Annotated in this window: 24 protein-coding genes and 1 other RNA gene; 11 read left to right on the forward strand and 14 right to left on the reverse strand. The window is 61.2% G+C overall.

Annotated elements, in window-relative coordinates; all coding sequences use genetic code 11:
- The first annotated feature begins 67 nt into the window (after positions 1-67).
- A complete protein-coding gene (locus tag AAIS01_RS11895) occupies positions 68-736 on the forward strand; it encodes a gamma-glutamylcyclotransferase (protein WP_343469113.1) in 669 nt (222 codons plus the stop codon).
- On the opposite strand, the gene glpT is transcribed toward AAIS01_RS11895, so the two are convergent.
- Both glpT and AAIS01_RS11905 read right to left on the reverse strand, forming a co-directional pair.
- The gene (gene glpT / locus AAIS01_RS11900) at positions 712-2,061 is read right to left on the reverse strand and encodes a glycerol-3-phosphate transporter (protein ID WP_343469115.1); all 1,350 of its coding nucleotides are present in this window, start codon (positions 2,059-2,061) and stop codon (positions 712-714) included. The genes AAIS01_RS11895 and glpT overlap by 25 nt on opposite strands.
- 243 nt (positions 2,062-2,304) lie before the next feature.
- Positions 2,305-3,282: an NADPH:quinone oxidoreductase family protein gene (locus AAIS01_RS11905; RefSeq protein WP_343469117.1), complete on the reverse strand. Its 978-nt coding sequence runs from the start codon at positions 3,280-3,282 to the stop codon at positions 2,305-2,307.
- Positions 3,283-3,432: 150 nt separating this feature from the next.
- On the opposite strand from AAIS01_RS11905, the gene AAIS01_RS11910 reads away from it, so the two are divergent.
- Positions 3,433-3,840 (forward strand): flagellar basal body-associated protein FliL, encoded by a 408-nt coding sequence (locus AAIS01_RS11910; RefSeq protein ID WP_343469118.1) that lies wholly within the window; start codon positions 3,433-3,435, stop codon positions 3,838-3,840.
- Positions 3,841-3,904: 64 nt separating this feature from the next.
- Here AAIS01_RS11910 and AAIS01_RS11915 read toward each other — a convergent pair whose 3' ends face one another.
- The 4 genes from AAIS01_RS11915 to AAIS01_RS11930 all read right to left on the reverse strand — a co-directional run bounded on the left by AAIS01_RS11915 (position 3,905) and on the right by AAIS01_RS11930 (position 9,239).
- Complete coding sequence (locus AAIS01_RS11915; protein WP_092452798.1) at positions 3,905-5,023, reverse strand: ABC transporter permease; 1,119 nt, start codon at positions 5,021-5,023, stop codon at positions 3,905-3,907.
- A complete protein-coding gene (rbbA, locus tag AAIS01_RS11920; RefSeq protein WP_343469119.1) occupies positions 5,023-7,746 on the reverse strand; it encodes a ribosome-associated ATPase/putative transporter RbbA in 2,724 nt (907 codons plus the stop codon). Before rbbA ends, AAIS01_RS11915 begins: the two co-directional genes overlap by 1 nt.
- Entirely contained in the window at positions 7,743-8,708 is a 966-nt protein-coding gene (locus AAIS01_RS11925) for an HlyD family secretion protein (RefSeq protein WP_343469121.1), read from the reverse strand. Before AAIS01_RS11925 ends, rbbA begins: the two co-directional genes overlap by 4 nt.
- Before the next feature lie 81 nt (positions 8,709-8,789).
- Positions 8,790-9,239, reverse strand: coding sequence for an EVE domain-containing protein (locus AAIS01_RS11930; protein WP_343469123.1), 450 nt, complete (start codon positions 9,237-9,239; stop codon positions 8,790-8,792).
- A 195-nt stretch (positions 9,240-9,434) separates the two neighbouring features.
- Here AAIS01_RS11930 and AAIS01_RS11935 point away from each other — a divergent pair, with 195 nt between their 5' ends.
- Positions 9,435-9,581 (forward strand): hypothetical protein, encoded by a 147-nt coding sequence (locus AAIS01_RS11935; RefSeq protein ID WP_092395219.1) that lies wholly within the window; start codon positions 9,435-9,437, stop codon positions 9,579-9,581.
- Between the two features lie 36 nt (positions 9,582-9,617).
- Here the strand turns inward: AAIS01_RS11935 and AAIS01_RS11940 are convergent, their stop codons facing one another.
- The 4 genes from AAIS01_RS11940 to AAIS01_RS11955 all read right to left on the reverse strand — a co-directional run bounded on the left by AAIS01_RS11940 (position 9,618) and on the right by AAIS01_RS11955 (position 11,073).
- Complete coding sequence (locus AAIS01_RS11940) at positions 9,618-10,223, reverse strand: 5-formyltetrahydrofolate cyclo-ligase (RefSeq protein WP_343469124.1); 606 nt, start codon at positions 10,221-10,223, stop codon at positions 9,618-9,620.
- 116 nt (positions 10,224-10,339) lie between these two features.
- Positions 10,340-10,519: non-coding RNA, 6S RNA (ssrS, locus tag AAIS01_RS11945), on the reverse strand.
- A gap of 30 nt (positions 10,520-10,549) precedes the next feature.
- Positions 10,550-10,867, reverse strand: a complete 318-nt coding sequence (locus tag AAIS01_RS11950; protein WP_047226084.1) for a cell division protein ZapA — start codon at positions 10,865-10,867, stop codon at positions 10,550-10,552.
- Positions 10,864-11,073, reverse strand: coding sequence for a TIGR02449 family protein (locus tag AAIS01_RS11955; protein WP_030138125.1), 210 nt, complete (start codon positions 11,071-11,073; stop codon positions 10,864-10,866). Before AAIS01_RS11955 ends, AAIS01_RS11950 begins: the two co-directional genes overlap by 4 nt.
- Positions 11,074-11,200: 127 nt before the next feature.
- Between AAIS01_RS11955 and AAIS01_RS11960 the strand changes: the two genes are divergently transcribed.
- From AAIS01_RS11960 to gcvH, 8 genes are all read left to right on the forward strand, one after another.
- The gene (locus tag AAIS01_RS11960; protein ID WP_047226083.1) at positions 11,201-11,755 is read left to right on the forward strand and encodes a YecA/YgfB family protein; all 555 of its coding nucleotides are present in this window, start codon (positions 11,201-11,203) and stop codon (positions 11,753-11,755) included.
- A 27-nt stretch (positions 11,756-11,782) separates the two neighbouring features.
- Positions 11,783-13,117 carry a Xaa-Pro aminopeptidase gene (gene pepP / locus AAIS01_RS11965; protein ID WP_343469126.1) on the forward strand — a complete coding sequence of 445 codons (1,335 nt, stop codon included), beginning with the start codon at positions 11,783-11,785 and terminating at the stop codon, positions 13,115-13,117.
- On the forward strand, positions 13,114-14,301 hold the full coding sequence (ubiH, locus tag AAIS01_RS11970) for a 2-octaprenyl-6-methoxyphenyl hydroxylase (RefSeq protein ID WP_343469127.1): 1,188 nt from the start codon (positions 13,114-13,116) through the stop codon (positions 14,299-14,301). The genes pepP and ubiH overlap by 4 nt, the downstream gene beginning before the upstream one ends.
- 67 nt (positions 14,302-14,368) lie before the next feature.
- Positions 14,369-15,586 (forward strand): 2-octaprenyl-3-methyl-6-methoxy-1,4-benzoquinol hydroxylase, encoded by a 1,218-nt coding sequence (locus AAIS01_RS11975; protein ID WP_343469248.1) that lies wholly within the window; start codon positions 14,369-14,371, stop codon positions 15,584-15,586.
- 226 nt (positions 15,587-15,812) lie between these two features.
- Entirely contained in the window at positions 15,813-16,817 is a 1,005-nt protein-coding gene (locus AAIS01_RS11980; RefSeq protein ID WP_343469128.1) for an extracellular solute-binding protein, read from the forward strand.
- A 125-nt stretch (positions 16,818-16,942) separates the two neighbouring features.
- The gene (locus AAIS01_RS11985) at positions 16,943-18,559 is read left to right on the forward strand and encodes an ABC transporter permease (protein ID WP_343469129.1); all 1,617 of its coding nucleotides are present in this window, start codon (positions 16,943-16,945) and stop codon (positions 18,557-18,559) included.
- A 150-nt stretch (positions 18,560-18,709) separates the two neighbouring features.
- Positions 18,710-19,792: a glycine cleavage system aminomethyltransferase GcvT gene (gene gcvT, locus AAIS01_RS11990; RefSeq protein ID WP_343469130.1), complete on the forward strand. Its 1,083-nt coding sequence runs from the start codon at positions 18,710-18,712 to the stop codon at positions 19,790-19,792.
- Between the two features lie 51 nt (positions 19,793-19,843).
- Complete coding sequence (gene gcvH, locus AAIS01_RS11995) at positions 19,844-20,227, forward strand: glycine cleavage system protein GcvH (RefSeq protein ID WP_343469131.1); 384 nt, start codon at positions 19,844-19,846, stop codon at positions 20,225-20,227.
- 96 nt (positions 20,228-20,323) lie between these two features.
- Here gcvH and AAIS01_RS12000 read toward each other — a convergent pair whose 3' ends face one another.
- From AAIS01_RS12000 to tfpB, 4 genes are all read right to left on the reverse strand, one after another.
- Positions 20,324-20,641 (reverse strand): DUF2388 domain-containing protein, encoded by a 318-nt coding sequence (locus tag AAIS01_RS12000; protein ID WP_343469132.1) that lies wholly within the window; start codon positions 20,639-20,641, stop codon positions 20,324-20,326.
- 68 nt (positions 20,642-20,709) lie between these two features.
- Entirely contained in the window at positions 20,710-21,159 is a 450-nt protein-coding gene (locus AAIS01_RS12005) for an NfeD family protein (RefSeq protein WP_343469133.1), read from the reverse strand.
- 9 nt (positions 21,160-21,168) lie between these two features.
- Positions 21,169-22,089, reverse strand: coding sequence for an SPFH domain-containing protein (locus AAIS01_RS12010; RefSeq protein ID WP_343469134.1), 921 nt, complete (start codon positions 22,087-22,089; stop codon positions 21,169-21,171).
- A 188-nt stretch (positions 22,090-22,277) separates the two neighbouring features.
- A complete protein-coding gene (tfpB, locus tag AAIS01_RS12015) occupies positions 22,278-24,062 on the reverse strand; it encodes a type IV pilus assembly ATPase TfpB (protein WP_343469135.1) in 1,785 nt (594 codons plus the stop codon).
- Between the last annotated feature and the right edge of the window lie 48 nt (positions 24,063-24,110).

A 24,110-nucleotide genomic window follows, 5' to 3' on the forward strand; every position in this document is an offset into this window, starting at 1 on the left:
AAGCGTCAGTGTCATGACGGCGCATCATCCAGCTTCATGAACCGCGAGGAGCCAACCGCTACCGGCCATGACCGTTATCGAATCCGCCTTTACTTGTGCGCCATACCCGCCACGCCTCGACCTGGGGGCGCCGCTGACCCGTGAGCAATTGCTCGCCTCGATGCAATTGACCATGAGCCTGCATCAAGGCGGGCCGGTCTGGTTGTTTGCGTACGGTTCGCTGATCTGGCGGCCGGAATGCACGGCGGTAGAGCGGGTGCGCGGCCGGGTCCACGGTTATCATCGCGGTTTGTATTTGTGGTCTCACGAACACCGTGGCACCCCCGAGTTGCCGGGGCTGGTGTTTGGGCTGGATCGCGGCGGTTCGTGCAGCGGTTTTGCCTATCGATTGCCGCAGGACAATCTTGAGGATTCGCTGTTCGCCCTGTGGCAGCGCGAGATGCCTTTCCCGTCCTATCGTCCGCACTGGCTCAGTTGTCGTCTCGAGGATGGCAGCCGGGTGCAGGCCTTGGGGTTTGTATTGGAGCGGCACCTGCCCAGCTATGCCGGCAACTTGCCGGACCATGTGCTGAGCCAGGTGTTCGAAAGCGCCTGTGGGCGCTATGGCACCACTCGCGATTATGTCGAGCAGACCATCCACGCCCTGCGCAGCCACGCCATGCCAGACCGGAATCTGGAGGCGCGGCTCAAACGCTGCAAATCAGCCCTGGATCAGGCCACCGCTTCGCGGCGCTGACTGGCGATTTGCTTGTGCCACAAGGTTGGCGCGAGGAACGCCATCGCCAACAGGCAAGCACCCACTAGCAACACAAACCCACCGTCCCAGCCGAAATGGTCCACCGTGTAGCCCATGGCAGCACTGGCTGCGACTGAGCCGCCCAAATAGCCAAACAACCCGGTGAAACCTGCCGCAGTGCCGGCGGCTTTCTTCGGTGCCAGTTCCAGGGCCTGCAAACCGATCAGCATGACCGGGCCGTAGATCAGGAAGCCAATGGAAACCAGGGCGACCATGTCCACGGTCGGGTTGCCGGCCGGGTTCAGCCAGTACACCAGCGTCGCCACGGTCACCAGCGCCATGAACACCATGCCCGTCAGGCCCCGGTTGCCGCGGAAGATTTTGTCCGACATCCAGCCGCACAATAACGTGCCGGGGATGCCTGCCCACTCATACAAAAAGTACGCCCAGGAGGTTTTATCCACGGTGAAGCCTTTGGCTTCCTTGAGGTAAGTGGGCGCCCAATCCAGCACGCCGTAGCGCAGCAGGTAAACAAAGACGTTTGCCATGGCGATGTACCAGAGCATTTTGTTACGCAGCACGTACTTGACGAAGATTTCCTTGGCGCTGAACTCGTTTTCGTGACTGGCGTCGTAGCCTTCCGGGTAATCGTTCTTGTATTTTTCGATCGGCGGCAGGCCTACCGATTGCGGGGTGTCGCGCATGGTCGCGAAGGCAAACAGCGCCACCAGTAGCGCCACGGCCGCCGGTACATAAAACGCCGCATGCCAGTCATTGAACCAGCCCATCCCCAGCAGGAACAACGGCCCGATCAAGCCCCCGCCGACGTTATGCGCCACGTTCCAGACCGACACCACGCCGCCGCGTTCTTTCTGCGACCACCAGTGCACCATGGTCCGCCCACTGGGCGGCCAACCCATGCCCTGAGCCCAGCCATTGATGAACAGCAGGATGAACATCATGGTGACGCTGGAGGTTGCCCAAGGCGCGAAACCGAAAATGAACATCACCCCCGCCGACACCAGCAAACCGAACGGCAGGAAATAGCGCGGGTTGGAACGGTCGGACACCAGGCCCATCAGGAACTTCGAAAGCCCGTAGGCGATGGCGATGGCCGACATGGCCAGGCCCAACTGACCTCGGGTGTAGCCCTCGTCGATCAGGTACGGCATGGCCAGGGAGAAGTTTTTGCGCAGCAGGTAATACCCGGCGTAGCCGATGAAGATACCGGCGAAAATCTGCCAGCGAAGGCGTCGGTAGGTGCTGTCTATTTTTTCTTCAGGCAGGGGCGCCTGATGTACGGCAGGACGAAAGAAAGCAAACATTCAAGGGCTCCAGATTCTTGTTATGACTGCGGATGCGAATGTTACAGTTTCGTTACCGAAAATAGCACCGCTTCTCATCGTCAAAACAGTGGAAATTCCCCTTGATGAATGTTCTTAAATGAACATGTCGCTCAGGCATACGCTGATGGCGCTGTCGGAATTGCCTTGTGGCCAGGTTCAACGTGGCCAGGTTCAACAATCATGCGGTCCGCAGCCTCCGGCACCCGGACCGCTTGATTGGCTTCAACGCACCTGCACCACGACCTTCCCCACAGCCTTGCGCTGGCCCAGGTCGTTGATCGCCTGGGCGGCGTTGCTCAGTGGATACACCTGCGAGACCAGCGGCTTGAGCTTGCCTTCGGTAAACCAGTCGAACAATTGCTGGAAGTTGGCGGCGTTGTCCTGGGGTTGGCGTTGGGCGAAGGAGCCCCAGAACACACCCACCACGGCGGCGCCCTTGAGCAAGGCCAGGTTCACGGGCAGCTCGGGGATGCGCCCGCTGGCAAAGCCGACCACCAGCAGCCGGCCATTCCAGGCGATGGCGCGAATGGCCTGGTCGAACAGGTCGCCGCCCACCGGGTCGTAGATCACGTCGGCGCCTTGGCCGTCGGTGAGGCGTTTGATTTCATCCTTGAGGTTGGTTTCGCTGTAGTTGATCAGTTCGTCGGCGCCGGCGGCCTTGGCCACGGCCAGTTTCTCTGCGCTGCTGGCGGCGGCAATCACCCGGGCGCCCATGGCTTTGCCGATCTCCACCGCCGCCAGGCCGACGCCGCCGGATGCGCCGAGCACCAGTAGGGTTTCGCCAGGTTGCAGGTTGGCCCGTTGCTTGAGGGCATGCATCGAGGTGCCATAGGTCATGCTGAAGGCGGCAGCGGTGTTGAAGTCCATGGACGCCGGGATCGGCAACACGTTGTAGCCAGGCACCGCCACCTGTTCGGCAAAGCTGCCCCAACCGGTCAGCGCCATCACCCGGTCACCGACCTTCAGGTGGCTGACTTTTTCACCCACCGCGCTGACCACGCCCGCTGCTTCGCCGCCAGGGGAAAACGGGAAGGGGGGCTTGAATTGATATTTGCCCTCGATGATCAGCGTGTCAGGGAAGTTCACCCCGGCGGCATGCACGTCCAGCAGCACTTCGTTCTTCTTCGCGACGGGGCTGGCGACGTCTTCCAGCACCAGCGATTCGGCAGGACCGAATTCTTTGCACAGCACGGCTTTCATCAGGGCTATTCCTTTGGGAGTGATGGCCGATAAGTGTAGGTGTGAGAGTCAACGGGTCAACGAGCATGCCCCGCCCTGATAGCCGGCCATAAGCTTGTGCTTGAACGGCGGGTCGGTATGCTGGGCCGCAAACCGTATGAGGAGTCGAATGTGAAAGCGTGGATCATGTTGATGCTGGCTCTGTCGTTGCCTGTGACGGCGATGGCCGAAGAAGCCAAAGAAGGCGAGGCGCCGAAGGTCAGTTACATCACCCTCAGCCCGCCGTTCGTGGGCAATTATGGCCTGGACGGCTCGGCGAAGCTGAGGGTGTACAAGGCCGATGTGGCCCTGCGTGTGACCGGTGACGCAGCCGCTGCGGCAGTCAAGGCCAACGAGCCATTGATCCGCAACCAACTGGTGGCGTTGTTCGCCCAGCAGACCACCGAGGCGATGAACAACCTCGAAGCCAAGGAAAAACTGCGTCAGGAAGCCTTGAAGCAGACGCAGCAGGTGATGAACGACGAGACCGGCAAGCCGATGGTGGATGATCTGTTGTTCAATAACCTGATCATTCAATAAATCGGCTGGATCGTAGCCCCGACAGCGCCACGAATCGGTAGGCGCTGACGAAGGCTGCTTTTTATCAGGACGCCAGGCTTTTGCGAAACCGTCCCAGGGCGATGAAAAAGAACAAGAGCCCGATTGCCGCCAGTGCCAGCAGGTCTGGCCATACCACGCTAACGCTCGCATCCCGGAATAGAATCGCCGCGCTGAGGCTGACGAAATGGGTCGAAGGCGAACCTTGCATCACCCATTGCAACCATTGCGGCATGCTATCGAGCGGCGTGCTGCCGCCCGACAACAGCAGCATCGGTATGATGACCGGGATCGACAGTAGACCGAACTGCGGCGTTGAGCGGGCCAGGGTGGCGAGAAAAATGCCCAGGGCGGTGCTGGCGAACAGGTAGAGCGCGGTCACCAGCAGAAATAGCAACATGGAGCCGGCAAGCGGCACGCCCAAGGCGACCTTGACGATTATTTCCAGCGAGGCCCAGGTGCATAGCACCACCACCAGCATGTTGCTCCAGATTTTCGCCAGCATGATTTCCAGTGCTGTCAGCGGTAGCACCAGCAGGTGATCGAGGGTGCCGTGCTCGCGCTCGCGCAGCAGCGCGGTGCCCGTCAGGATGATGGCCAGGATCGTGATGTTGTTGACGATCTGGATCACAGCCAGAAACCACCCGCCCTCAAGATTGGTGTTAAACAGCGCTCGGGTGGTCAGCTTCACGGGCGTTTGTGCGCTTGCTTGTGCCTGCCCGCTGTAGGTCAGCAGTTCCTGTTGGAAAATCCGCCCGATGTAGCCGGCGCCCATGAACGCCTGGCTCATGGCTGTGGCATCAACGTTGAGTTGCAGCGCAGGCTCTCGTCCGGCGAGCAGATCGGCCTGAAAGTTGGCGGGCACATTGATGACGAAGGTGTAGCGGCCACTGTCCATGACCTTGTCCAGCTCGGCATAGGGCAAGGCCACTGGGCTTTGGAATTCCGGCGGTTGCAGCGCCTGGATCAATTGACGTGAGAGATGGCTTTGGTCTTCATCCACCACCGCCACGCTGGCGTTGTGGACGCCGATCACCGAGCCTGCGGCCGGCATGTAGATCGCCACGGTGAATGCGTAGCCCAAAAACAGCAGCAGGACGGAGTCATACCGCAGGCTGGTCAGTTCCTTGAGGCCAAGACGCCAGATATGCGAAAACTTGTGCATCAGGCCTCCTGTTTTTTCAGCATGACCAGGCTGAGCCCGGTGAACACCAGAAAAAAGCCCAGTAGCGCCAGGCATTGCGGCCATAGCTGGCGCAGGTCCAGGGCCTTGGTGAAAGTGCCGACGGCGATGTCCAGGAAATAACCGGCGGGAAACAACTGGCCCATCACCGAGGCTGCCCCGTCCAGGGATGAGCGCGGTACGATCAGCCCTGAGAACTGGATGGTCGGAAGACTGGTGATGATCATGGTGCCGAGGATCGCTGCGATCTGGGTGCGGGTAAACGCCGAGATCAACAACCCCATGCTGGTGGTTGCCAGTACGTAGAGCAGCCCGCCCAACGCCAGCGTCAGGCCGCTGCCTTTGAATGGCACGCCGAACAGCCAGCGATTCATCGCCGTCAGCAGGGCCAGATTGATCAGGCTGACCGCCAGATAGGGCGCCTGTTTGCCCAGCAGGAACTCCAGGCGGGTCAACGGTGTGGCGTAGAAATTGGTGATTGAGCCCAACTCCTTTTCCCGCACGATCCCCAGGGCCGTCAACATGGCCGGAATGAACGCGAGGATCAACGCCATCACGCCTGGACCGATAGCGTTCACGCTGACCACGTCCTGGTTGTAGCGGAACCGGGTCTCCAGGCTGGCTGCGCTTTGCTGGTTTAGCGCCGAGCTGCTCTGTTCAACCCGTTGTTCGAGATTGGCCTGATGCACCGCCTGGACGTAGTTGCGACTGGTTTCGGCGCGAAACGGCATGCCGCCGTCCAGCCAGGCGCCAACGGTGGGTTGCCGACCGGCATACAGGTCACGGCCGAAACCGGGTGGGATTTGCAGGGCCAGTTTGATTTCCGAACGTTGCAAGCGCCGATGCAGCGCGTTCGCGTCCTGGATAACCGGCTGCTCCTCGAAATAGCGCGAGCTGCGAAAAGCTTCCAGATAAGCGCGACTTTGCGGGCTTTGATCCTGATCGAACACGGCGAAGGCGAGCTTTTCCACGTCCAATGAAATGCCGTAGCCGAAGATCACCATCATGAACAGGGCTCCCAGCAAGGCGAAGGCCATGCGTACCTTATCTCGCAGCAGCTCCTTGCCTTCCCGGCTGGCGACGGCCCACAGGCGCCCGAGGCTGAAGCCGTGCCGGTCCTGCGGCGTGCCGGCATTGTCGAGGGGCACGGGGGCGGTGTCTTGCTGTGCTTCACCCTGGGCCTGTTCCAGGCAGGTGACAAACGCAGCCTCCAGCGTCTGACCGTTGAACTGCGCCTGTAGGGCTGCTGGTGTGTCGCAGGCCAGGACTTTGCCGGCGTGCATCAGCGAAATGCGATCACAGCGTTGGGCTTCGTTCATGAAATGCGTGGAAAGAAATATCGTCACGCCCTGTTCGCGGGACAGCTCAATCAGCAGTCGCCAAAAGTCGTCCCGCGCGGCCGGGTCAACGCCTGAGGTCGGTTCATCGAGGATCAGCACTTCCGGGCGATGCAGCACCGCCACGGCGAGGGACAAGCGCTGACGCAGGCCCAAAGGGAGCGCGCCGCAAGGTTGGTCGGCGAGGCTCTGGAGATTGAAGCGCTGGATCAGCTCGTTGATGCGCGCGTCGCTTTCGGCCTTGGGCAGATCGAACAGCTTCGCATGCAAGGCCAGGTTCTGGCGCACGCTCAGTTCGCCGTACAGCGAGAAACTCTGAGACATGAAGCCCACCCGTTTGCGGGTGGCCAGGTCCTTGGCGTTGACCGGGTTGCCCAGCAGCCGGGCACTGCCTTCGCTGGCGGGCATCAGCCCGGTCAACACCTTCATGGTGGTGGTCTTGCCGCAACCGTTGGAGCCCAGAAAGCCAAAGATCTCACCGCGACCGATCGCGAAGCTGACCTTGTCGACTGCGGTGAAATCACCAAAGCGCAAGGTGAGGTCGTGGGCCTGGATGGCGATGTCGGCGTTGTCAGTCCTGGGGGGGATCGTCAGTGGCGCGGTGTTGTGGCCGCTGTCACCCTGGAAATAGGTAAAAGCCGAGTCGAGCTTGCCGTCGGGGGTGACGCCAGCCAGTTCGGCGCTCAAGCCCTTGGCGATCAAACGGCCGTTGTCGAGCATCAGGCAATGCTCGAACTGTTCGGCTTCCTCCATGTAAGCCGTGGCGACCAGCAGGGTCAGTTTTGGTCGTTGCCGGCGCACGTCTTCGATCAGCTCCCAAAAGCGCCGGCGCGACAACGGGTCCACGCCGGTGGTGGGTTCGTCGAGAATCAGCAGGTCCGGCTCGTGGATGAGCGCGCAACACAGGCCGAGCTTTTGTTTCATGCCCCCCGACAGTTTGCCCGCCGGACGTTCGGCAAAACGCTGCAGGTCGGTCGCCAACAGGAGCTTGCCCATGCGCTGTTCGCATTCAGCCCGCGAAAGCCCGAACAGCGTGGCGAAAAACCGGATGTTCTCGCTTATCGACAAATCAGGATAAAGATTGCCCCCCAGCCCTTGGGGCATGAAGGCGATGCGTCGATAAAGCGTATTGCGATGACGTCGATCCTCGATTGACCCCCCCAGCACCTGTAACTCGCCTGTCTGGTGTTTCTTGACCCCGGCAATCAGCCCCAGCAGGCTGGATTTTCCCGCCCCGTCCGGGCCGATCAGGCCGCAACGAGTGCCGATGGGCAGACTGAACGCGATATCGCTCAAGGCTGTCAGCTGGCCGTAATGGTGCTCAAGGCCCCTGACGTGCAGGGCTGGTTCGCCAACAGCGGCGCTCATTGCAAGTTGGCCGGCCAGTCAATGGGGGCCGTGCGCACGTAGCCGGCGCCGGGCATGCCCGGTTTTGCCTGGGGCACTTCGCCGGGCCGCGTCAGGCGTATCTTGACGCGGAACACCAGTTTCTGGCGCTCGTCACGGGTTTCGACTTCTTTGGGGGTGAACTGGGATTTGGCCGCGACGAAGCTGACCGTTGCCGGCAATGGTCGATCGGGCAGGGCGTCGAGCAGCAGACGCGCCTGATCGCCCACCGCCAGTTTCCCGGCCACGGACGCCGGCAAATACAGGTTCATGTATTGATCGTTCGGATCGATCATCAGCAATACCCGGCCACCGGCGCCCAGCACTTCGCCCGGCTCGGCCAGGCGCAACTGAATCACACCGTCAATGGGGGCGCGCAGGCTGCTGTCGTCGATTTCGCTGGTCAGTTGGGCAACCTGGGCCTGGGTCGCACCGATGGCTGCGGCCGCTGCCGACACCTGGGCCTGGGCAGCATTGACCGCGGCGTTAGCCGTGTCGAAACGGGCTTGTTGTTGGTCGATCGCCTGGGCACTGGCGTAACCGCGCCTGAACAGTTCCTGGGTGCGTTTGAGTTCTTGGTGGGCGAGCAATTGTTCGCTCTGGCGCAGTTGCACATTGGCTTGGGCAGCGGACAGGTTTTCCCGGGCACGCGTTACTTCGGCTTCGGCCTGGCTTCGCTGGGCCTCCAGGGTGCGGGTGTCCATGCGCGCCAGAAGTTGGCCCTTGCTGACGACATCGCCTTCGTCAACATGAACGTCGGCCAGGCGCCCGGGTGTCTTGCTGGCGATTTGGACTTCGGTGGCCTCCAAACGCCCATTGCCCATGCTTAGGCCTTCGGGCAGGCGATCCTGGCGCGACTTCCAATAGCCAAACCCTCCGGCGGCCAACAACAGCGCCATCAAGGCGAGGGCGAAAAAGCGAGAGCTACGGTGGTTTGTCGACATGTCCGGCATCCTGCGGCTGTAGCGTTGCAGTCTGCTGGATCCGTTACCGGCCCAGCTTGATATCCATCAACTCATGGAGGATCAGCATAAGGCAATTACCGCCTCCCACTGCTCAGCCGTCACCGGCATCACCGACAGTCGCGAGCCTTTTTGCACCAGCGGCATTTCAGCCAGGGCGGTTTGCTGCTTGAGATAGTCGAGCTTGAGCACGCGGGGAAACGTTTGGACATGGGCCACGTCGATTGCAGTCCAGGGATTTTTATCCGGGCTGGCCTTTGGGTCGAAGTAATGACTGTCAGGTTCCAGGGCCGTGGGGTCGGGATAGGCGGCCTTGACGATTTTGCCGATTCCGGCGATGCCGGGCTCGGGACAGCTGGAATGGTAAAAAAAGAACTGATCGCCCACCGCCATGGCCCGCAAGAAGTTGCGCGCCTGGTAGTTGCGAACCCCGTCCCATCGCGCCTGACCGAGCTTTTCCAGACCCTGGATGGATAATTCGTCGGGCTCGGATTTCATCAGCCAATAGGCCATGATTTCTACTCCTGGGCGGTAATAATAAAAAAAGTTCAGCGATCTTATGACAAACCGACAGTCGGTTGACGCCAGAGTTTGCGTGTTGATGCCGGTTGCCGCAAAATGCCGGCCTTCCAAGCTTTACGCTGCTGCACGGCCAATAAGAAAACCGCTGCTGTCATCGTGTGTGATATGCCTTGAGGGGGGCAATCGATGAAACGCAAACCGGATTTGTTGTGGATCTTGGTCATTCTGTTCGGCCTTGGGGTCGTTACCACGGGTTACGCCCAGAGTTTGTGGGCCAGCAAGACCGATACACCGATGGAAATCACCCAGCCGGCGCCTTCGCTCAAACGCTGAGCCGGTCTGCCGGACGCCGCTGTTTGCCTGCGGCGTCTACCCCGCGATATACCAATGCCGGTCGCTGACCGTTCCCTGCAGCGGCACGTCCCAGCTCGCCTGCGCCAGCCGTTCGACTTTCTGACATTCATGGGCCAGCCCCAACAGCGTCGGCTTGCGCCATTGCTGGCGTCGCGCCAGATACGCCAGGCTGCGGTCATAGAAGCCCCCGCCCATGCCCAGCCGACCTCCCGCCTCGTCAAACCCCACCAGCGGCAATAGCACCAGGTCCAGCGTCCAGACCTTGCGTTGCCGGGCGATGTTCATCTGCGGCTCCAGAATACGAAAACGATTGGCTCGCAGCTTTTCGCCGGGGCGGATGCGTTGGAACACCATCTTGGTCTGCGGCCACGGGCTGAGTACCGGCAGGTAAGTGGCCTTGCCCCGACGCTGAGCGGCGCGCAGCAACAGGCGCGGGTCGATCTCGCCATCGTTGGGCAGGTACAGGGCGATGTGTCTTGCCCGGCGAAACAGCGGATGCTGCGCCAGTTGCCTGTAGAGCCCGCGAGCGGCTTCGCGCTGCTGAGCAGGTGTCAGTGCGCGACGAGCCTGGCGTAGCAGGCGGCGGAGTTGCGGGCGCGGCAGCAGCGCGGGTTCAGTCATATCGATATTTCACGCAATCGGTGGCGACAGCACAGCGTAACCGCAAAACAGTGTGCTCAGAAATGCCTGCGCCAGACACAACAATGCCAGTCTTGATGACTGGCATTGTGAGAATCAGGCTCCCCGGATGAACCGCTGTCGGCTTAGCCCTTGAACCCGAAAGTTCAAGGTGGAAGTTGCAGGGGGCGTTAAGGCTTTCCGTCAAGCGGACATGCACACCGGCCCCAACGTGCAACTCCCGTGGTTGTGCGTATCGGCTCAGGGACATCACCAACTGGCAAGCACCCCAGGGAGTGACGCAAGTATACCCCAGGCAGCCTCGCGAATCAGCCTTTGCTGACGTCCGGATCGGTGGCCAGTACCAGATCAACCCGATCGAGCAGGTCGCGCACCTGTTCACGGGTCGAGCCGCTGACTTGCACGTCCGGCGTATCCTGGCGGTGCAACAGCTCGTGGGTGATGTTCAAGGCAGCCATTACAGCAATGCGGTCGGCGCCGATGACTTTGCCACTGCTGCGGATCTCGCGCATCTTGCCGTCCAGGTATCGGGCGGCGCTCACCAGGTTGCTGCGCTCTTCCTGGGGGCAGATGATCGAATATTCTTTATCGAGGATCTGCACGGTTACGCTATTGCTTGAACTCATGAGTCTTGCTCCAGGGCCTTGAGGCGCGAAATCATCGATTCGACCTTACGCCGGGCGATTTCGTTTTTTTCAATGAGGTGCGCGCGTTCCTCGCGCCAGGTCTTTTCCTGAGCTAATAGGAGTCCGTTTTGGCTCTTAAGTTGCTCGACCCGCTCAATTAGCAATTCGAGTCTGGCCATCAGCGCTTGCAGGTCGGTGTCTTCCATTGTGTCCACTGAAGATTGTGTCTGATGGGAATAGGGTCGCACAGCCTCTGATAGTCTTGGCGAGTCTGTCGATGTAGGATACAAGGCCTCCATTCTAGACATAGCGCCGTCTGGCGCCTAGCTGCCCATGCCCATTCAGAATTCCCCGTATCAAGCGTTTGCCACCCTGCTGAGCACCAGCGGTCATCCTGTCTCGCCTGCTGAACTGCATGGCCTGTTGCTGGGGCGCAGTTGCGCCGGCGCCGGCTTCGATGCCGACGGCTGGCTGGCTGACGCCGCCGAGTTGCTGGAAGGCGAGCCGGCGGACAACGTGCGCAATGCGCTCATCGGCCTGCAGGAAATGGTCAAGGGTGAGTTGACCAGCGATGACATGACCGTCGTCCTGCTGCTGCCTACCGATGACGCTCCGCTGGCCGAACGCGCCGCTGCGCTGGGCCAGTGGTGCCAGGGCTTCCTCGCCGGCTTCGGCCTGACCCGCCGCGAATATGCGTTGAGTGACGAGGCCAAGGAAGTGTTGCAAGACCTGGCGGCGATCTCTCAGGTCCAGGACGCTCTGGAAGAGTCCGATGACGGCGAAAGCGACTACATGGAAGTGATGGAGTACCTGCGGGTCGCGCCCTTGCTGCTGTTCACCGAAACCAAGAAAACCGCTGAACCGGCCGCCAAGCCGTCCTTGCACTGATTGCTTGAAAGGGAACACCGTCTGCCCATGATTCATATCCCGAAATCGGAATACAGTCGTCGCCGCAAGGCCCTGATGGCGCAGATGGAACCCAACAGCATCGCAATCCTGCCCGCCGCCGCCGTTGCCATTCGCAACCGCGACGTCGAGCACGTTTACCGCCAGGACAGCGACTTTCAATACCTCAGCGGCTTCCCCGAGCCGCAAGCGGTGATCGTGCTGATGCCCGGGCGGGCTCATGGCGAATACATCCTGTTTTGCCGCGAACGCAATGCCGAACGTGAGTTGTGGGATGGCCTACGAGCCGGCCAGGAAGGCGCGATGCGTGACTATGGCGCCGACGATGCATTTCCCATCACCGACATCGACGACATCCTGCCGGGCCTGATCGAAGGCCGTGACCGGGTGTACTCGGCCATGGGCAGCAACCCGGAATTCGACCGGCACCTGATGGAGTGGATCAACGTGATTCGCTCCAAAGCCCATCTCGGAGCCCAGCCACCGAACGAATTCGTTGCCCTGGATCACCTGCTGCACGACATGCGCCTGTATAAATCGGCGGCAGAGGTGAAGGTGATGCGCGAAGCGGCGCGGATTTCCGCCCAGGCGCACATCCGGGCCATGCAGGCTGCGCGCGCGGGGCTGTACGAATACAGCCTGGAGGCCGAGCTCGATTATGAATTCCGCAAGGGCGGGGCGAAAATGCCGGCCTACGGGTCGATCGTCGCGGCGGGTCGCAACGGCTGCATCCTGCATTACCAGCAGAACGACGCAGTGCTCAAGGACGGCGACCTGGTATTGATCGACGCCGGTTGTGAAATCGACTGCTACGCCAGTGACATCACCCGTACCTGGCCCGTCAGCGGCAGGTTTTCGCCCGAACAGAAGGCGATCTACGAAGTGGTGCTGGCCGCCCAGGAGGCCGCGTTTGCCGAAATTGCGCCGGACAAACACTGGAACCAGGCCCACGAAGCAACCGTGCGGGTCATTACCGAGGGGCTGGTGCGCCTGGGCCTGTTGGAGGGCGAGGTGGACGAGTTGATCGCCAGCGAAGCCCACAGGGCCTTCTACATGCACCGCGCTGGCCACTGGTTGGGCATGGACGTACACGACGTTGGCGAGTACCGGGTCGGTGGCGAATGGCGGGTACTGGAAGTCGGCATGACGTTGACCGTGGAGCCGGGCATCTACATCGCCCCGAACAACCGCAACGTAGCGAAAAAATGGCGCGGCATTGGCGTGCGCATCGAGGATGACGTGGTAGTGACCAAAACCGGTTGTGAAATCCTGAGTCACGGCGTACCCAAGACGGTCGCTGAAATCGAGGCCCTGATGGCCGCCGCCCGGGCGGATGCGGCATGAGCCGGGTCAATCTGGCGATCGTCGGCGGTGGCCTGGTGGGCGCGAGCCTGGCCCTGGCCCTGCAAGCCGGTGCCAAGGCCCGGGGTTGGAAGATCATGCTCATCGAACCCTTCGCCCCCGGCGATGCCTGGCAACCGAGCTACGATGCCCGTTCCTCAGCCTTATCGTTCGGGTCCCGGCAGATTTATCAACGCCTGGGGATCTGGCAGGAAGTTTCTCGTCACGCCGAGCCGATCAAGCAGATCCACGTGTCTGATCGCGGGCGATTTTCCACGGCGCGGTTGTCGGCCATGGAAGAAGGGGTGCCGGCCCTGGGTTATGTGGTGGAAAACGCCTGGCTCGGCCAGTGCCTGTGGCAAGGGCTGGACACCGAGGTGGTCAGTTGGCACTGTCCGGCACAAGTCACCCGGATGGAGCCCATGGTCGGCGGCTATCGCCTGACGCTCGATGACGAAACCACCCTGGAATGCGACCTTGCCGTGCTGGCTGACGGTGGCCGTTCCAGCCTGCGCGAACAGCTGGGTATTGGCGTGCGCAATCGACCTTACGGCCAGAGCGCGCTGATTGCCAACATCACACCCGGCGAAGCCCACAACGGCATGGCCTTCGAGCGCTTCACCGACGATGGCCCGATGGCCTTGTTGCCGCTGCCGGAAAACCGTTGCGCGTTGGTCTGGACCCGTCAGGGCATGGATGCGCAACGTCTGGCGGCCCTGGATGAGCGCAGCTTCCTCAGCGAATTGCAGGGCGTGTTCGGTTATCGCCTGGGCACCCTGAAACAGGTAGGCGCTCGACATCTATATCCGTTGGCGCTGGTGGAAGCCGAAGAGCAGGTCCGCCCGCATCTGGCGATCCTGGGCAACGCGGCCCACAGTCTGCATCCGATTGCCGGCCAGGGGTTCAACCTGTCCCTGCGCGATGCCCAGGCCCTGGCCGACGCCTTGCTCGACAGCGACAGCGCACCGGGGGATTTCGCCGTGCTGCAAGCCTATCGCGAGCGTCAGCGGATGGATCAGACCCTGACCGTCGGGTTTTCCGATCAGGTGACGCGTCTGTTCAGCAGCAACCTGCCGCTGGTGTCCCTGGGCCGCAACCTGGGCCTGCTGGGCCTCGACCTGTTGCCGCCGGCCAAGCGCTGGTTTGCCCGCCAGGCCATGGGGCTGGGGACACGTCCCGATGCGTAGGGCTGGGTTTGGTTATTTTTCTCATGGGCGACTCATGTCGCCAGCACAACAGGCTTAAAGCATGGAATTGCGCGCAGATCTGCTGATTGTCGGTGCCGGAATGGTCGGCAGCGCCCTGGCGCTGGCGTTGCAGGGCAGTGGCTTGCAAGTGCTGTTGCTCGACGGTAGCCCGATGAGCGTCAAACCCTTCGATCCCCAGGCTGCCTTCGAACCCCGGGTCAGTGCCTTGTCGGCGGCGAGCCAGCGGATCCTTGATCGTCTTGGAGTCTGGGACGGCATTATCGCCCGGCGAGCCAGTCCTTATACCGACATGCACGTCTGGGACGGCAGCGGCACCGGGCAGATCCATTTCTCGGCGGCCAGCCTGCATGCCGAGGTCTTGGGCCACATCGTCGAGAACCGCGTGGTGCAGGATGCCCTGCTGGACCGCCTGCATGACTGTGACCTGGGCCTGCTGGCCAATGCGCGGCTTGAGCAGATGCGCCGCTCCGGCGACGACTGGCTGCTGACCTTGGCCGATGGCCGCACCCTGCGGGCGCCGCTGGTGATCGCCGCCGACGGGGCGAACTCCGCCGTGCGTCGCTTGACGGGTGTCGCGACCCGGGAATGGGATTACCTGCATCACGCCATCGTGACCAGTGTGCGCAGTACCCGGCCTCATCGAATGACGGCATGGCAGCGCTTCACGGACAACGGACCTTTGGCATTCCTGCCACTGGAGCGCGACGGCCAGCAGGACTGGTGCTCAATCGTCTGGTCCACCACCCCTGGCGAGGCGCAGCGGTTGATGGCACTTGATGAAGCGGATTTCTGCAACGAACTGGAGCGGGCCTTCGAGGGGCGGCTGGGGACGGTGCTCAGCGCCGATCCGCGCGTGTGCGTACCGTTGCGCCAGCGCCATGCCAAGCGCTACGTGACCGAAGGGCTGGCGCTGATCGGCGATGCGGCTCACACCATCCATCCGTTGGCCGGACAGGGGGTGAACCTGGGTTTCCTGGATGCCGCTGTCCTGGCCGAAGTGCTCCTACAGGCGGCCGGGCGCGGTGAACGGCTGGCGGACGTGAAGGTATTGAGCCGCTACGAACGCCGACGCATGCCCCATAACCTGGCGCTGATGGCCGCGATGGAAGGGTTTGAGCGGTTGTTCCAGGCCGATCCGTTGCCGGTGCGCTGGCTGCGTAATACCGGGCTGAAGCTGGTGGACGGTCTGCCCGAGGCCAAGGCGCTGTTCGTGCGTGAGGCGCTGGGGTTGACCGGGGATTTACCGGATTTGGCCAAGGCCTAGATTTTTGTCGGGGCGAAAGGCCTCGTCGCGGGCAAGCCATGCTCCCACAGGGGGCAATGTGGGACGAGCTTTTGTGGGAGCAAGGCTTGCCCGCGATGGCGGACGCAAAAACACAGCACATCTCATAGTTGCAACATTTTGAAACGTGTCTGGACAGTGTTCGATTGAGAAGCTAAATGTGAGTCCTTATCATTTGCGCACTTACAACAATCGAGAGACCGCCCCCATGTTGGCATCCAAGCGTCTGCTGTCCGTCCTCGCCCTGGCCCTGATCGGCTCCACCGCCGCCCAGGCTGCCGATGAGGTGGTGGTCTACTCCTCGCGTATCGATGAACTGATCAAGCCGGTTTTCGATGCGTATACCAAGAAGACTGGCGTCCCGGTGAAGTTCATCACCGATAAGGAAGCGCCATTGATGCAGCGGATCAAGGCCGAGGGTGAAAACGCCACCGCCGACCTGCTGCTCACCGTCGACGCCGGCAACCTCTGGCAGGCCGAGCAGATGGGGATTCTCCAACCGTTCACTTCCAAGGTGATCGACGCCAACATCCCGGCCCAGTACCGTGCGTCTTCCCACGCCTGGACCGGCCTGAGCCTGCGGGCGCGGACCATTGCCTACTCCACCGACCGGGTCAAACCGGGCGAACTGACCACCTACGAAGCCCTGGCGGGCAAAGAGTGGGAAGGCCGCCTGTGCCTGCGCACCTCGAAGAAGGTCTACAACCAGTCCCTGACCGCCACCCTGATCGAAACCCATGGCGCGGAAAAAACCGAAGAAATCATCAAGGGTTGGGTCAAGAACCTGTCCACCGATGTGTTCTCCGATGACACGGCATTGCTGGAGGCCATCAATGCCGGGCAGTGCGACGTCGGCATCGTCAACACTTACTACTTCGGGCGCCTGCACCAGCAGAAGCCGGACCTGAAGGTCAAGCTGTTCTGGCCGAACCAGGCCGACCGTGGCGTGCACATCAACCTCTCGGGCATCGCCCTGACCAAGTACGCACCGCACCCGGAAGCGGCGAAGAAACTGGTGGAGTGGATGACCACGCCCGAAGCTCAGAACATCTTTGCCGACGTGAACCAGGAGTTCCCGGCCAACCCGAACGTGGAGCCTTCCAAGGAAGTCGCCGCCTGGGGCAAGTTCAAGGCCGACACCCTGCCGGTGGAAGTGGCGGGTAAACGCCAGGCCGAAGCTATCCGCTTGATGGATCGCGCTGGCTGGAACTAAACACTCAAGATCGCAGCCTGCGGCAGCTCCTACAGGGATTCGCGTTCCAATGTAGGAACTGTCGCAGGCTGCGATCTTTTTTTTGCGGTTTAATAGGCGTTTGCTGTCAGCCCTGAGACTCCCCCTTGACCCACCCCGTCCAACGCCGCTGGTACCCTCTGGTTTTTGCTATCGCCGCGCTGGTGCTGTTGCCCTTGAGCGTCCTGCTGCTGTCCTGGCAAAACATCGACCAGCAGATATGGTCCCACCTGTGGGATACCCAGATGCCACGCTTGTTGGGCAACACCCTGACGCTGATTGTCGGCGTGGGTGTCGGAGTAACGTTGCTGGGCGTCAGCCTCGCCTGGCTCACCAGCCTGTGTGAGTTCCCTGGCCGACGTTGGCTCGACTGGGCGTTGATGTTGCCGTTTGCGATTCCGGCCTACGTGTTGGCGTTTGTCTTCGTGGGCCTGCTGGACTTTGCCGGTCCGGTGCAGACATTGATGCGCGAATGGTTCGGCAGCGACCTGCGCCTGCCCCGGGTTCGCTCCACCGGCGGGGTGATCCTGGTGTTGGTCCTGGTTTTTTACCCTTACGTTTATTTGCTGGCGCGAAGTGCATTCCTGGCCCAAGGCAAGGGATTGATGGAAGCGGCCCGGGTGCTGGGGCAGTCGCCGTGGCAGGCGTTCTGGCGAGTGGCGTTGCCGGTGGCCCGACCGGCCATTGGTGCCGGCGTGGCGCTGGCGTTGATGGAAACCCTGGCGGATTTCGGCGCGGTCTCGGTGTTCAACTTCGACACCTTCACCACGGCCATCTACAAAACCTGGTACGGCTTCTTCAGCCTCTCCAGCGCCGCGCAACTGGCCAGCCTGTTGTTGCTGGCGGTGATGCTGGTGCTTTACGGCGAACGCCGCGCCCGAGGTGCCCAGCGGGCCAGCAACGAGCGACCCCGCGTCAAGGCGCTTTATCACTTGCGTGGCCTCAAGGCTGTGGCGGCCAGTGGCTGGTGCGCGCTGGTATTTGCCTGTGCTTTTGTTATTCCGATGCTGCAACTGGCGGTGTGGTTCTGGCAGCGCGGCCGGTTCGATCTGGACGAGCGTTATGCTGGGCTGATCGTCCACACCCTCTACCTGGGTGGGCTGGCGGCACTGGTCACTGTTTGCGTCGCTTTGCTGTTGGCCTTCGCCCGCCGTCTGGCGCCGACCCGTCCCATTCGCGCCGGCGTCGGCCTGGCGAACCTGGGCTACGCCTTGCCCGGTTCGGTGCTCGCGGTATCGATCATGCTTGCCTTCAGCTATCTGGACCGCGAGTTGGTCATTCCTCTGTCAACACTACTTGGCGGCGCTGGCAAACCGTTGCTGTTGGGCAGCTTGTCGGCGCTGCTGCTGGCCTATCTGGTGCGCTTTCTGGCCGTGGCCTACGGGCCACTGGAAAGCAGCCTTGCGCGAATCCGCCCTTCTTTACCAGAAGCGGCCCGCAGTCTTGGGGTCAGTGGGCCGCGACTGTTTTTCAAAGTGTATCTGCCATTGTTGTTGCCGGGCACCTTGAGTGCGGCGTTGCTGGTGTTCGTCGATGTGCTCAAGGAAATGCCCGCAACCCTGCTGATGCGCCCGTTCGGCTGGGACACACTGGCGGTGCGAATCTTTGAAATGACCAGTGAAGGGGAGTGGGCCCGGGCCGCGTTACCGGCACTGACCCTGGTGCTGGTGGGGTTGTTGCCGGTCATCGGATTGATACGACGCTCGGCCCATCGAAACAGCTAGGTGTCAGTCCTACATCATGCGGCTACAATGCGCGGCATTCGGTGCGGTCCGTCTGTCGGACCGGGCAACTGATAGCGTCTGAGAGCGTTTTTGGCGTTCACGCTGTGCAGTGCTCGTCCGCACCTTCGCCAAGCCCGGAAGGAGACACCCATGGGACAGCGTACGCCTCTGTATGACCTTCATCTCGCCCTTGGCGCGAAGATGGTCGATTTTGGCGGTTGGGATATGCCATTGCATTACGGCTCGCAGGTTGAGGAGCACCATCAGGTGCGTCGCGACTGCGGTGTGTTCGATGTATCCCACATGACCGTTATCGATGTCGCCGGACCCCAGGCCAAGGCCTGGTTGCAGCGTTTGCTGGCCAATGATGTCGATCGCTTGCAGGACACGGGACGTGCCTTGTACAGCACCATGCTTAACGAGCGCGGCGGTATCGTCGACGACATGATCATTTACCGTGTCGAGGACGGCTATCGGCTGGTCTTCAATGCCTCGACCCGCGATCAGGACCTGGCCTGGATGCAGGCGCAGCTCGGTGAATACGATGTGCAGTTGCTTGAGCGTCCTGAATTGGCAATGCTGGCGATCCAGGGGCCCCAGGCCCGGCACAAGATTGCCGAACTGGTCTCGCAATCGCGCGGCCAACTGATCCAGCAACTCAAGCCTTTCGAAGGCCGTGCCGACGGTGACTGGTTCATCGCCCGTACCGGCTACACTGGCGAAGATGGCCTGGAAATCGTCCTGCCTGCCCACGAAGCCCCAAGTTTTTTCAATGATCTGGTGGGCGCCGGCATTTCTCCCATCGGCCTTGGCGCTCGCGATACCTTGCGCCTGGAAGCCGGCATGAACCTGTATGGCCAGGACATCCACCAGGACGTTTCGCCGCTGGCCTCGAACATGGCCTGGAGCATCGCCTGGGAACCGGCCAGCCGTCAGTTCATCGGGCGCAGTGCTCTGGAAGCCGAGCTGGCCGGCGGTGTACAGCAAAAGCTGGTAGGCCTGGTGCTGGAAGAACGCGGCGTTCTGCGCGCTCATCAGGTGGTCCGCATCGCCGATGTTGGCGAAGGGGAGATCACCAGTGGTAGTTTTTCTCCTACGCTTAGCAAGTCAATTGCTTTGGCACGCGTTCCGATGGCCACCGCCGATCGTGCCGAGGTGGAAATTCGTGGTAAGTGGTACCCGGTACGAGTGGTCAAGCCGACCTTCGTCCGCCATGGCAAAACCCTGATCTAACCTTTTGCGGCGGGCCGCTGGCCGCTGACACTTCTCTTGAGGACACTGAATATGAGCAACATCCCTGCTGAACTGCGTTTTGCCGAAAGCCACGAGTGGGCGCGTCTGGAAGCTGACGGTACGGTCACCGTGGGCATTAGCGATCATGCGCAGGAAGCTCTGGGTGATGTGGTGTTTGTCGAATTGACCGAACTCGGTAAGGTTTTTTCCGCGGGTGACCAGGCCGGCGTGGTGGAGTCGGTAAAGGCTGCTTCCGACATCTACTCCCCGATCAGTGGCGAAGTGATCGCAATCAACGAAGACCTGGGCGGTTCACCGGAACTGCTGAACTCTGATCCTTACGGCGCGTGGATTTTCAAGCTCAAGCCAAGCAACGAGGCCGAGTTGGACAAGCTGCTTGATGCGGCAGGCTACAAGGCTGCTATCGGCGAATAACCCGCTCCCACACGGGATACTGCGTACAGCCTGATAATATTTTCGGGCAAAAAAATGCCGCTCCCATCGAGCGGCATTTTGTTTATGGGTCTGGAATCAGTCCTGGGCGACGGCGTTTTTTGCCAGGATCGCGTTGGCCAGTTCCATGTCGGTGGCTTGCAGGTCTGGGTTGTCGGCACGGACTTTCTGCATCGCAGCTTCCAGGTAAGGACCACGGATACCGCCGTCGCTGGCAACGAAGCTACCGGCGTCGTCCTGGGCGGCAACGATCAGCTTGTTATCCTTGAAGGTCAGGTAGGTAGAGCCGGTGGTCGCACCGGATGAGAGGACGTTACGCCAAAATGTGTCGGCCATTACCGAGCCAACAGGAATAGACAGCAAGGCCAGGGTCGCGACAGCAAGTTTGAGACGCATGATAGGTGACTCCACAGGGTTAACTATGACTTTGGATAGCCAACCTCTCGATTCAGTTCCATGACCCTTCAGTCATCCCGTTCCACCCTCAATACCGCCCCTTCCTGTGCAACCACTCGGACCCGCGTACCCACTGGCGATTCGGGGCCTTTGACCAGCCACACCCCGTCAGCCACCTTGATCTTGCCGCGTCCGTCGATGATTGCTTCGTGCACCTGGAAAGTTTTGCCGATTAGTTCCTGTCCACGCAGGTTCAGGAGAGGCTGATCGCTTTCACGGACGGCACTGCGCTGACGTCGCCACCAGTACAACGCTGTCGCCATGGCGAACAGCCCGAACAGCAGGAACTGCATCTCCCATGACAACTGCGGCAGGATGAATGTCAGCACGCCGACCGCAGCTGCGGCCATGCCGATCCATAGCAGGTAGCCACCGGCACCGAACACTTCCAGGATCAACAGGATGACGCCCAGCGCCAGCCAGTCCCAATACGACATCTGTTGCAGGAAAGTCCACATACCCGAGCCTCAGCTTTTCTTGCTGTCGAAAGTGGCCTTGACGATCTCACCGATGCCGCCGACTGCCCCGATCACCTGGCTGGCCTCCAATGGCATCAGGATGACCTTGCTGTTGTTGGCCGAGGCCAGGCGGCCCAGGGCGTCGATGTATTTTTGTGCGACGAAGTAGTTCACCGCCTGGACATTACCATCGGCAATCGCTTCGGACACCACCTTGGTGGCCAGGGCTTCGGCTTCTGCCTGGCGCTCCCGGGCTTCGGATTCCAGGAACGCGGCCTGACGGCTGCCTTCGGCCTCGAGGATCTGCGCCTGTTTCTTGCCTTCGGCGGTCAGAATCGCTGAGGCGCGCAGGCCTTCGGCTTCCAGGATCTGGGCACGCTTGATCCGTTCGGCTTTCATTTGTCCCGACATGGCAGCCATCAGATCCGCCGGCGGGCTGATGTCCTTGATCTCGATCCGGGTGATCTTGATACCCCACGGTGCCGTGGCTTCGTCGACAGTGCGCAGCAGCTTTTCGTTGATGCCATCACGCTGGCTCAACATCGCATCCAGCTCCATGGAGCCAAGCACGGTACGGATGTTGGTTTGCAGCAGGTTGCGGATGGCGTGTTCGAGGTTGTTGACCTCATAGGCCGCCTGGGCCGTGTTCACCACCTGGAAGAAGCACACCGCGTCTATCTGCACCGTGGCGTTGTCGGCGGTAATGACTTCCTGTGGCGGGATGTCCAGTACGCTTTCCATGACGTTTATCTTGCGACCGATACGGTCCATTACGGGGATGATGATGTTCAGGCCCGGCTTGAGGGTGTTGGTGTAGCGCCCGAACCGCTCGACGGTCCATTGGTACCCCTGGGGCACGACCTTGAAGCCCATGAACAGGATGGCGATCACCAGCCCGACAAAAAGTAAAAGTACGCTACCGATCTGCATAACTGTTCCTTGTTTAAGTGAGATGATCCGTGAGTGTAAGGCAAGCGGCCATTATCTGTGGCGAGGGAATTTATCCCCGCTGGGCTGCGAAGCAGGCCCCAACTGACAACGTGGTGTTTCAGACGGATTCTGTTGTGTGTAATTGGGCTTGCTCCGCAAGCCAATGGAGATAAATCCCCTCGCCACAACTACTTCTGCTCACTCTGCGGCGTCACACGCAGGACTTCTTCAACGGTGGTCAGCCCCGCGGCGACTTTTTGTGCGCCCGATAACCGCAAGCTGCGCATCCCTTCCTTGAATGCCTGGCGACGCACTGCCAGCAAGTCGGTGTCGGGGTGAATCAAGCCTTTGACGCTGTCGGTCAATTGCATGATTTCGTAGACCCCGGCACGACCGCGATAGCCGGTGTCACGACACTCCAGGCAGCCGACGGCCTGTTGGGCATTGCCCGGCAACGGGGCCTGCCAGGGGCGTGTCAGGGTTTGCCAATCATCGTCATCCAGGGTCAGGGGGGCCTTGCAGTGCGGGCACAGCGTGCGTACCAGACGCTGGGCCATGACACCGAGCACCGTGGCTTTGATCAGGTAATGGGGCACGCCGAGCTCCAGCAGACGGCTGATGGCGCTCGGCGCATCGTTGGTGTGCAGGGTCGAGAGGACGAGGTGTCCGGTGAGCGCCGCCTGAATCGCCATTTCGGCGGTTTCCAGATCGCGGATCTCGCCGATCATGATGATGTCCGGGTCTTGCCGCATCAGCGCACGTACTCCGGCGGCGAAGGTCAGGTCGATGTTGTGCTGCACCTGCATCTGGTTGAAGGACGCCTCGACCATTTCAATCGGGTCCTCGATGGTGCAGAGGTTGACCTCCGGCGTCGCCAGCTTCTTGAGGGTGGTGTAGAGGGTGGTGGTCTTGCCCGAACCGGTGGGTCCGGTCACCAGGATGATGCCGTTGGGCTGCCGGGTCATGTCTTGCCAGCGGCGCAGGTCATCGGCGGAAAAGCCGAGCTGGTCGAAGTCCTTGAGCAGTACTTCGGGGTCGAAGATCCGCATGACCATTTTTTCGCCAAACGCCGTGGGCAACGTCGACAGGCGTAATTCCACTTCGCCTCCGTCCGGGGTCTTGGTCTTGACGCGACCGTCCTGGGGCTTGCGCTTTTCCGCGACGTTCATCCGCCCCAGGCTCTTGAGGCGGCTGATGATCGCCATCGTCACCTGCGGCGGGAACTGATAGACGGTGTGCAGCACCCCGTCGATGCGGAAGCGCACCGTCCCCTGCTCGCGGCGTGGTTCGATGTGGATATCGCTGGCGCGTTGCTGGAAGGCGTACTGGAACAGCCAGTCGACAATATTGACGATATGAGCGTCGTTGGCGTCCGGCTCCTGATCGCTGGCGCCCAGATTGAGCAGTTGTTCGAAATTGCTCAGGTTGCTCGGTTGCTGGTCGACCGTCGTGGCGCCGCTGACCGATTTGGCCAGCCGATAGAACTCTACGCTCAGGCGCTGGATGTCCACCGGGTTGGCAACGACCCGCTGGATCGGCAGCTTGAGTACATGGGTCAGGTCTGCTTCCCAACTGCTGACGTAAGGCTGCGCGCTGGCCACCGTGACCGCGTCGCGGTCCACAGCCACCGCGAGAATCTTGTGGCGCTGGGCAAAGGCGTAGGACATCAGCGGCGTGACGGCCGCCACGTTGATTTTCAGCGGATCGATGCGCAGGTAGGGCTGGCCGGCCTGCTGGGACAGCCAGAGGGTCAGGCTTTCCAGGTCCAGGCGCTTGCCGGGGCGGCTGAGGTCGTCCAGATGCTGGTTGGCGATGAACTCCAGTGGGTGCAGCTGGGCGCTGGCGCTATGGCGCCGGCGCGCATTGAGTGCGGTTTCGGCGCAGTCCTGGCTGATGAAGCCCTGGGCGACCAATTGGCGCAGCAGATCATTGAGGTCCAGCCAGCGGTCCTGAGTGGCGTGTTTGGTGGACATGGGGGGTTCCTATTGGACAATTGCAGCAAAGCCGCGATACAGACGCCT

This window comes from Pseudomonas halotolerans (assembly GCF_039581215.1).
In the GTDB taxonomy this organism is placed as follows: domain Bacteria; phylum Pseudomonadota; class Gammaproteobacteria; order Pseudomonadales; family Pseudomonadaceae; genus Aquipseudomonas; species Aquipseudomonas tehranensis.

Bases quoted from the DNA above. Each gene is read 5' to 3' on its own strand.
- AAIS01_RS11895 (WP_343469113.1), top strand. From the start codon at position 68: ATGACCGTTATCGAATCCGCCTTTACTTGTGCGCCATACCCGCCACGC.
- glpT (WP_343469115.1), bottom strand. From the start codon at position 2,061: ATGTTTGCTTTCTTTCGTCCTGCCGTACATCAGGCGCCCCTGCCTGAA.
- AAIS01_RS11905 (WP_343469117.1), bottom strand. From the start codon at position 3,282: ATGAAAGCCGTGCTGTGCAAAGAATTCGGTCCTGCCGAATCGCTGGTG.
- AAIS01_RS11915 (WP_092452798.1), bottom strand. From the start codon at position 5,023: ATGCACAAGTTTTCGCATATCTGGCGTCTTGGCCTCAAGGAACTGACC.
- rbbA (WP_343469119.1), bottom strand. From the start codon at position 7,746: ATGAGCGCCGCTGTTGGCGAACCAGCCCTGCACGTCAGGGGCCTTGAG.
- AAIS01_RS11925 (WP_343469121.1), bottom strand. From the start codon at position 8,708: ATGTCGACAAACCACCGTAGCTCTCGCTTTTTCGCCCTCGCCTTGATG.
- AAIS01_RS11930 (WP_343469123.1), bottom strand. From the start codon at position 9,239: ATGGCCTATTGGCTGATGAAATCCGAGCCCGACGAATTATCCATCCAG.
- AAIS01_RS11935 (WP_092395219.1), top strand. From the start codon at position 9,435: ATGAAACGCAAACCGGATTTGTTGTGGATCTTGGTCATTCTGTTCGGC.
- AAIS01_RS11940 (WP_343469124.1), bottom strand. From the start codon at position 10,223: ATGACTGAACCCGCGCTGCTGCCGCGCCCGCAACTCCGCCGCCTGCTA.
- AAIS01_RS11950 (WP_047226084.1), bottom strand. From the start codon at position 10,867: ATGAGTTCAAGCAATAGCGTAACCGTGCAGATCCTCGATAAAGAATAT.
- AAIS01_RS11955 (WP_030138125.1), bottom strand. From the start codon at position 11,073: ATGGAAGACACCGACCTGCAAGCGCTGATGGCCAGACTCGAATTGCTA.
- AAIS01_RS11960 (WP_047226083.1), top strand. From the start codon at position 11,201: ATGCCCATTCAGAATTCCCCGTATCAAGCGTTTGCCACCCTGCTGAGC.
- pepP (WP_343469126.1), top strand. From the start codon at position 11,783: ATGATTCATATCCCGAAATCGGAATACAGTCGTCGCCGCAAGGCCCTG.
- ubiH (WP_343469127.1), top strand. From the start codon at position 13,114: ATGAGCCGGGTCAATCTGGCGATCGTCGGCGGTGGCCTGGTGGGCGCG.
- AAIS01_RS11980 (WP_343469128.1), top strand. From the start codon at position 15,813: ATGTTGGCATCCAAGCGTCTGCTGTCCGTCCTCGCCCTGGCCCTGATC.
- gcvT (WP_343469130.1), top strand. From the start codon at position 18,710: ATGGGACAGCGTACGCCTCTGTATGACCTTCATCTCGCCCTTGGCGCG.
- gcvH (WP_343469131.1), top strand. From the start codon at position 19,844: ATGAGCAACATCCCTGCTGAACTGCGTTTTGCCGAAAGCCACGAGTGG.
- AAIS01_RS12000 (WP_343469132.1), bottom strand. From the start codon at position 20,641: ATGCGTCTCAAACTTGCTGTCGCGACCCTGGCCTTGCTGTCTATTCCT.
- AAIS01_RS12005 (WP_343469133.1), bottom strand. From the start codon at position 21,159: ATGTGGACTTTCCTGCAACAGATGTCGTATTGGGACTGGCTGGCGCTG.
- AAIS01_RS12010 (WP_343469134.1), bottom strand. From the start codon at position 22,089: ATGCAGATCGGTAGCGTACTTTTACTTTTTGTCGGGCTGGTGATCGCC.
- tfpB (WP_343469135.1), bottom strand. From the start codon at position 24,062: ATGTCCACCAAACACGCCACTCAGGACCGCTGGCTGGACCTCAATGAT.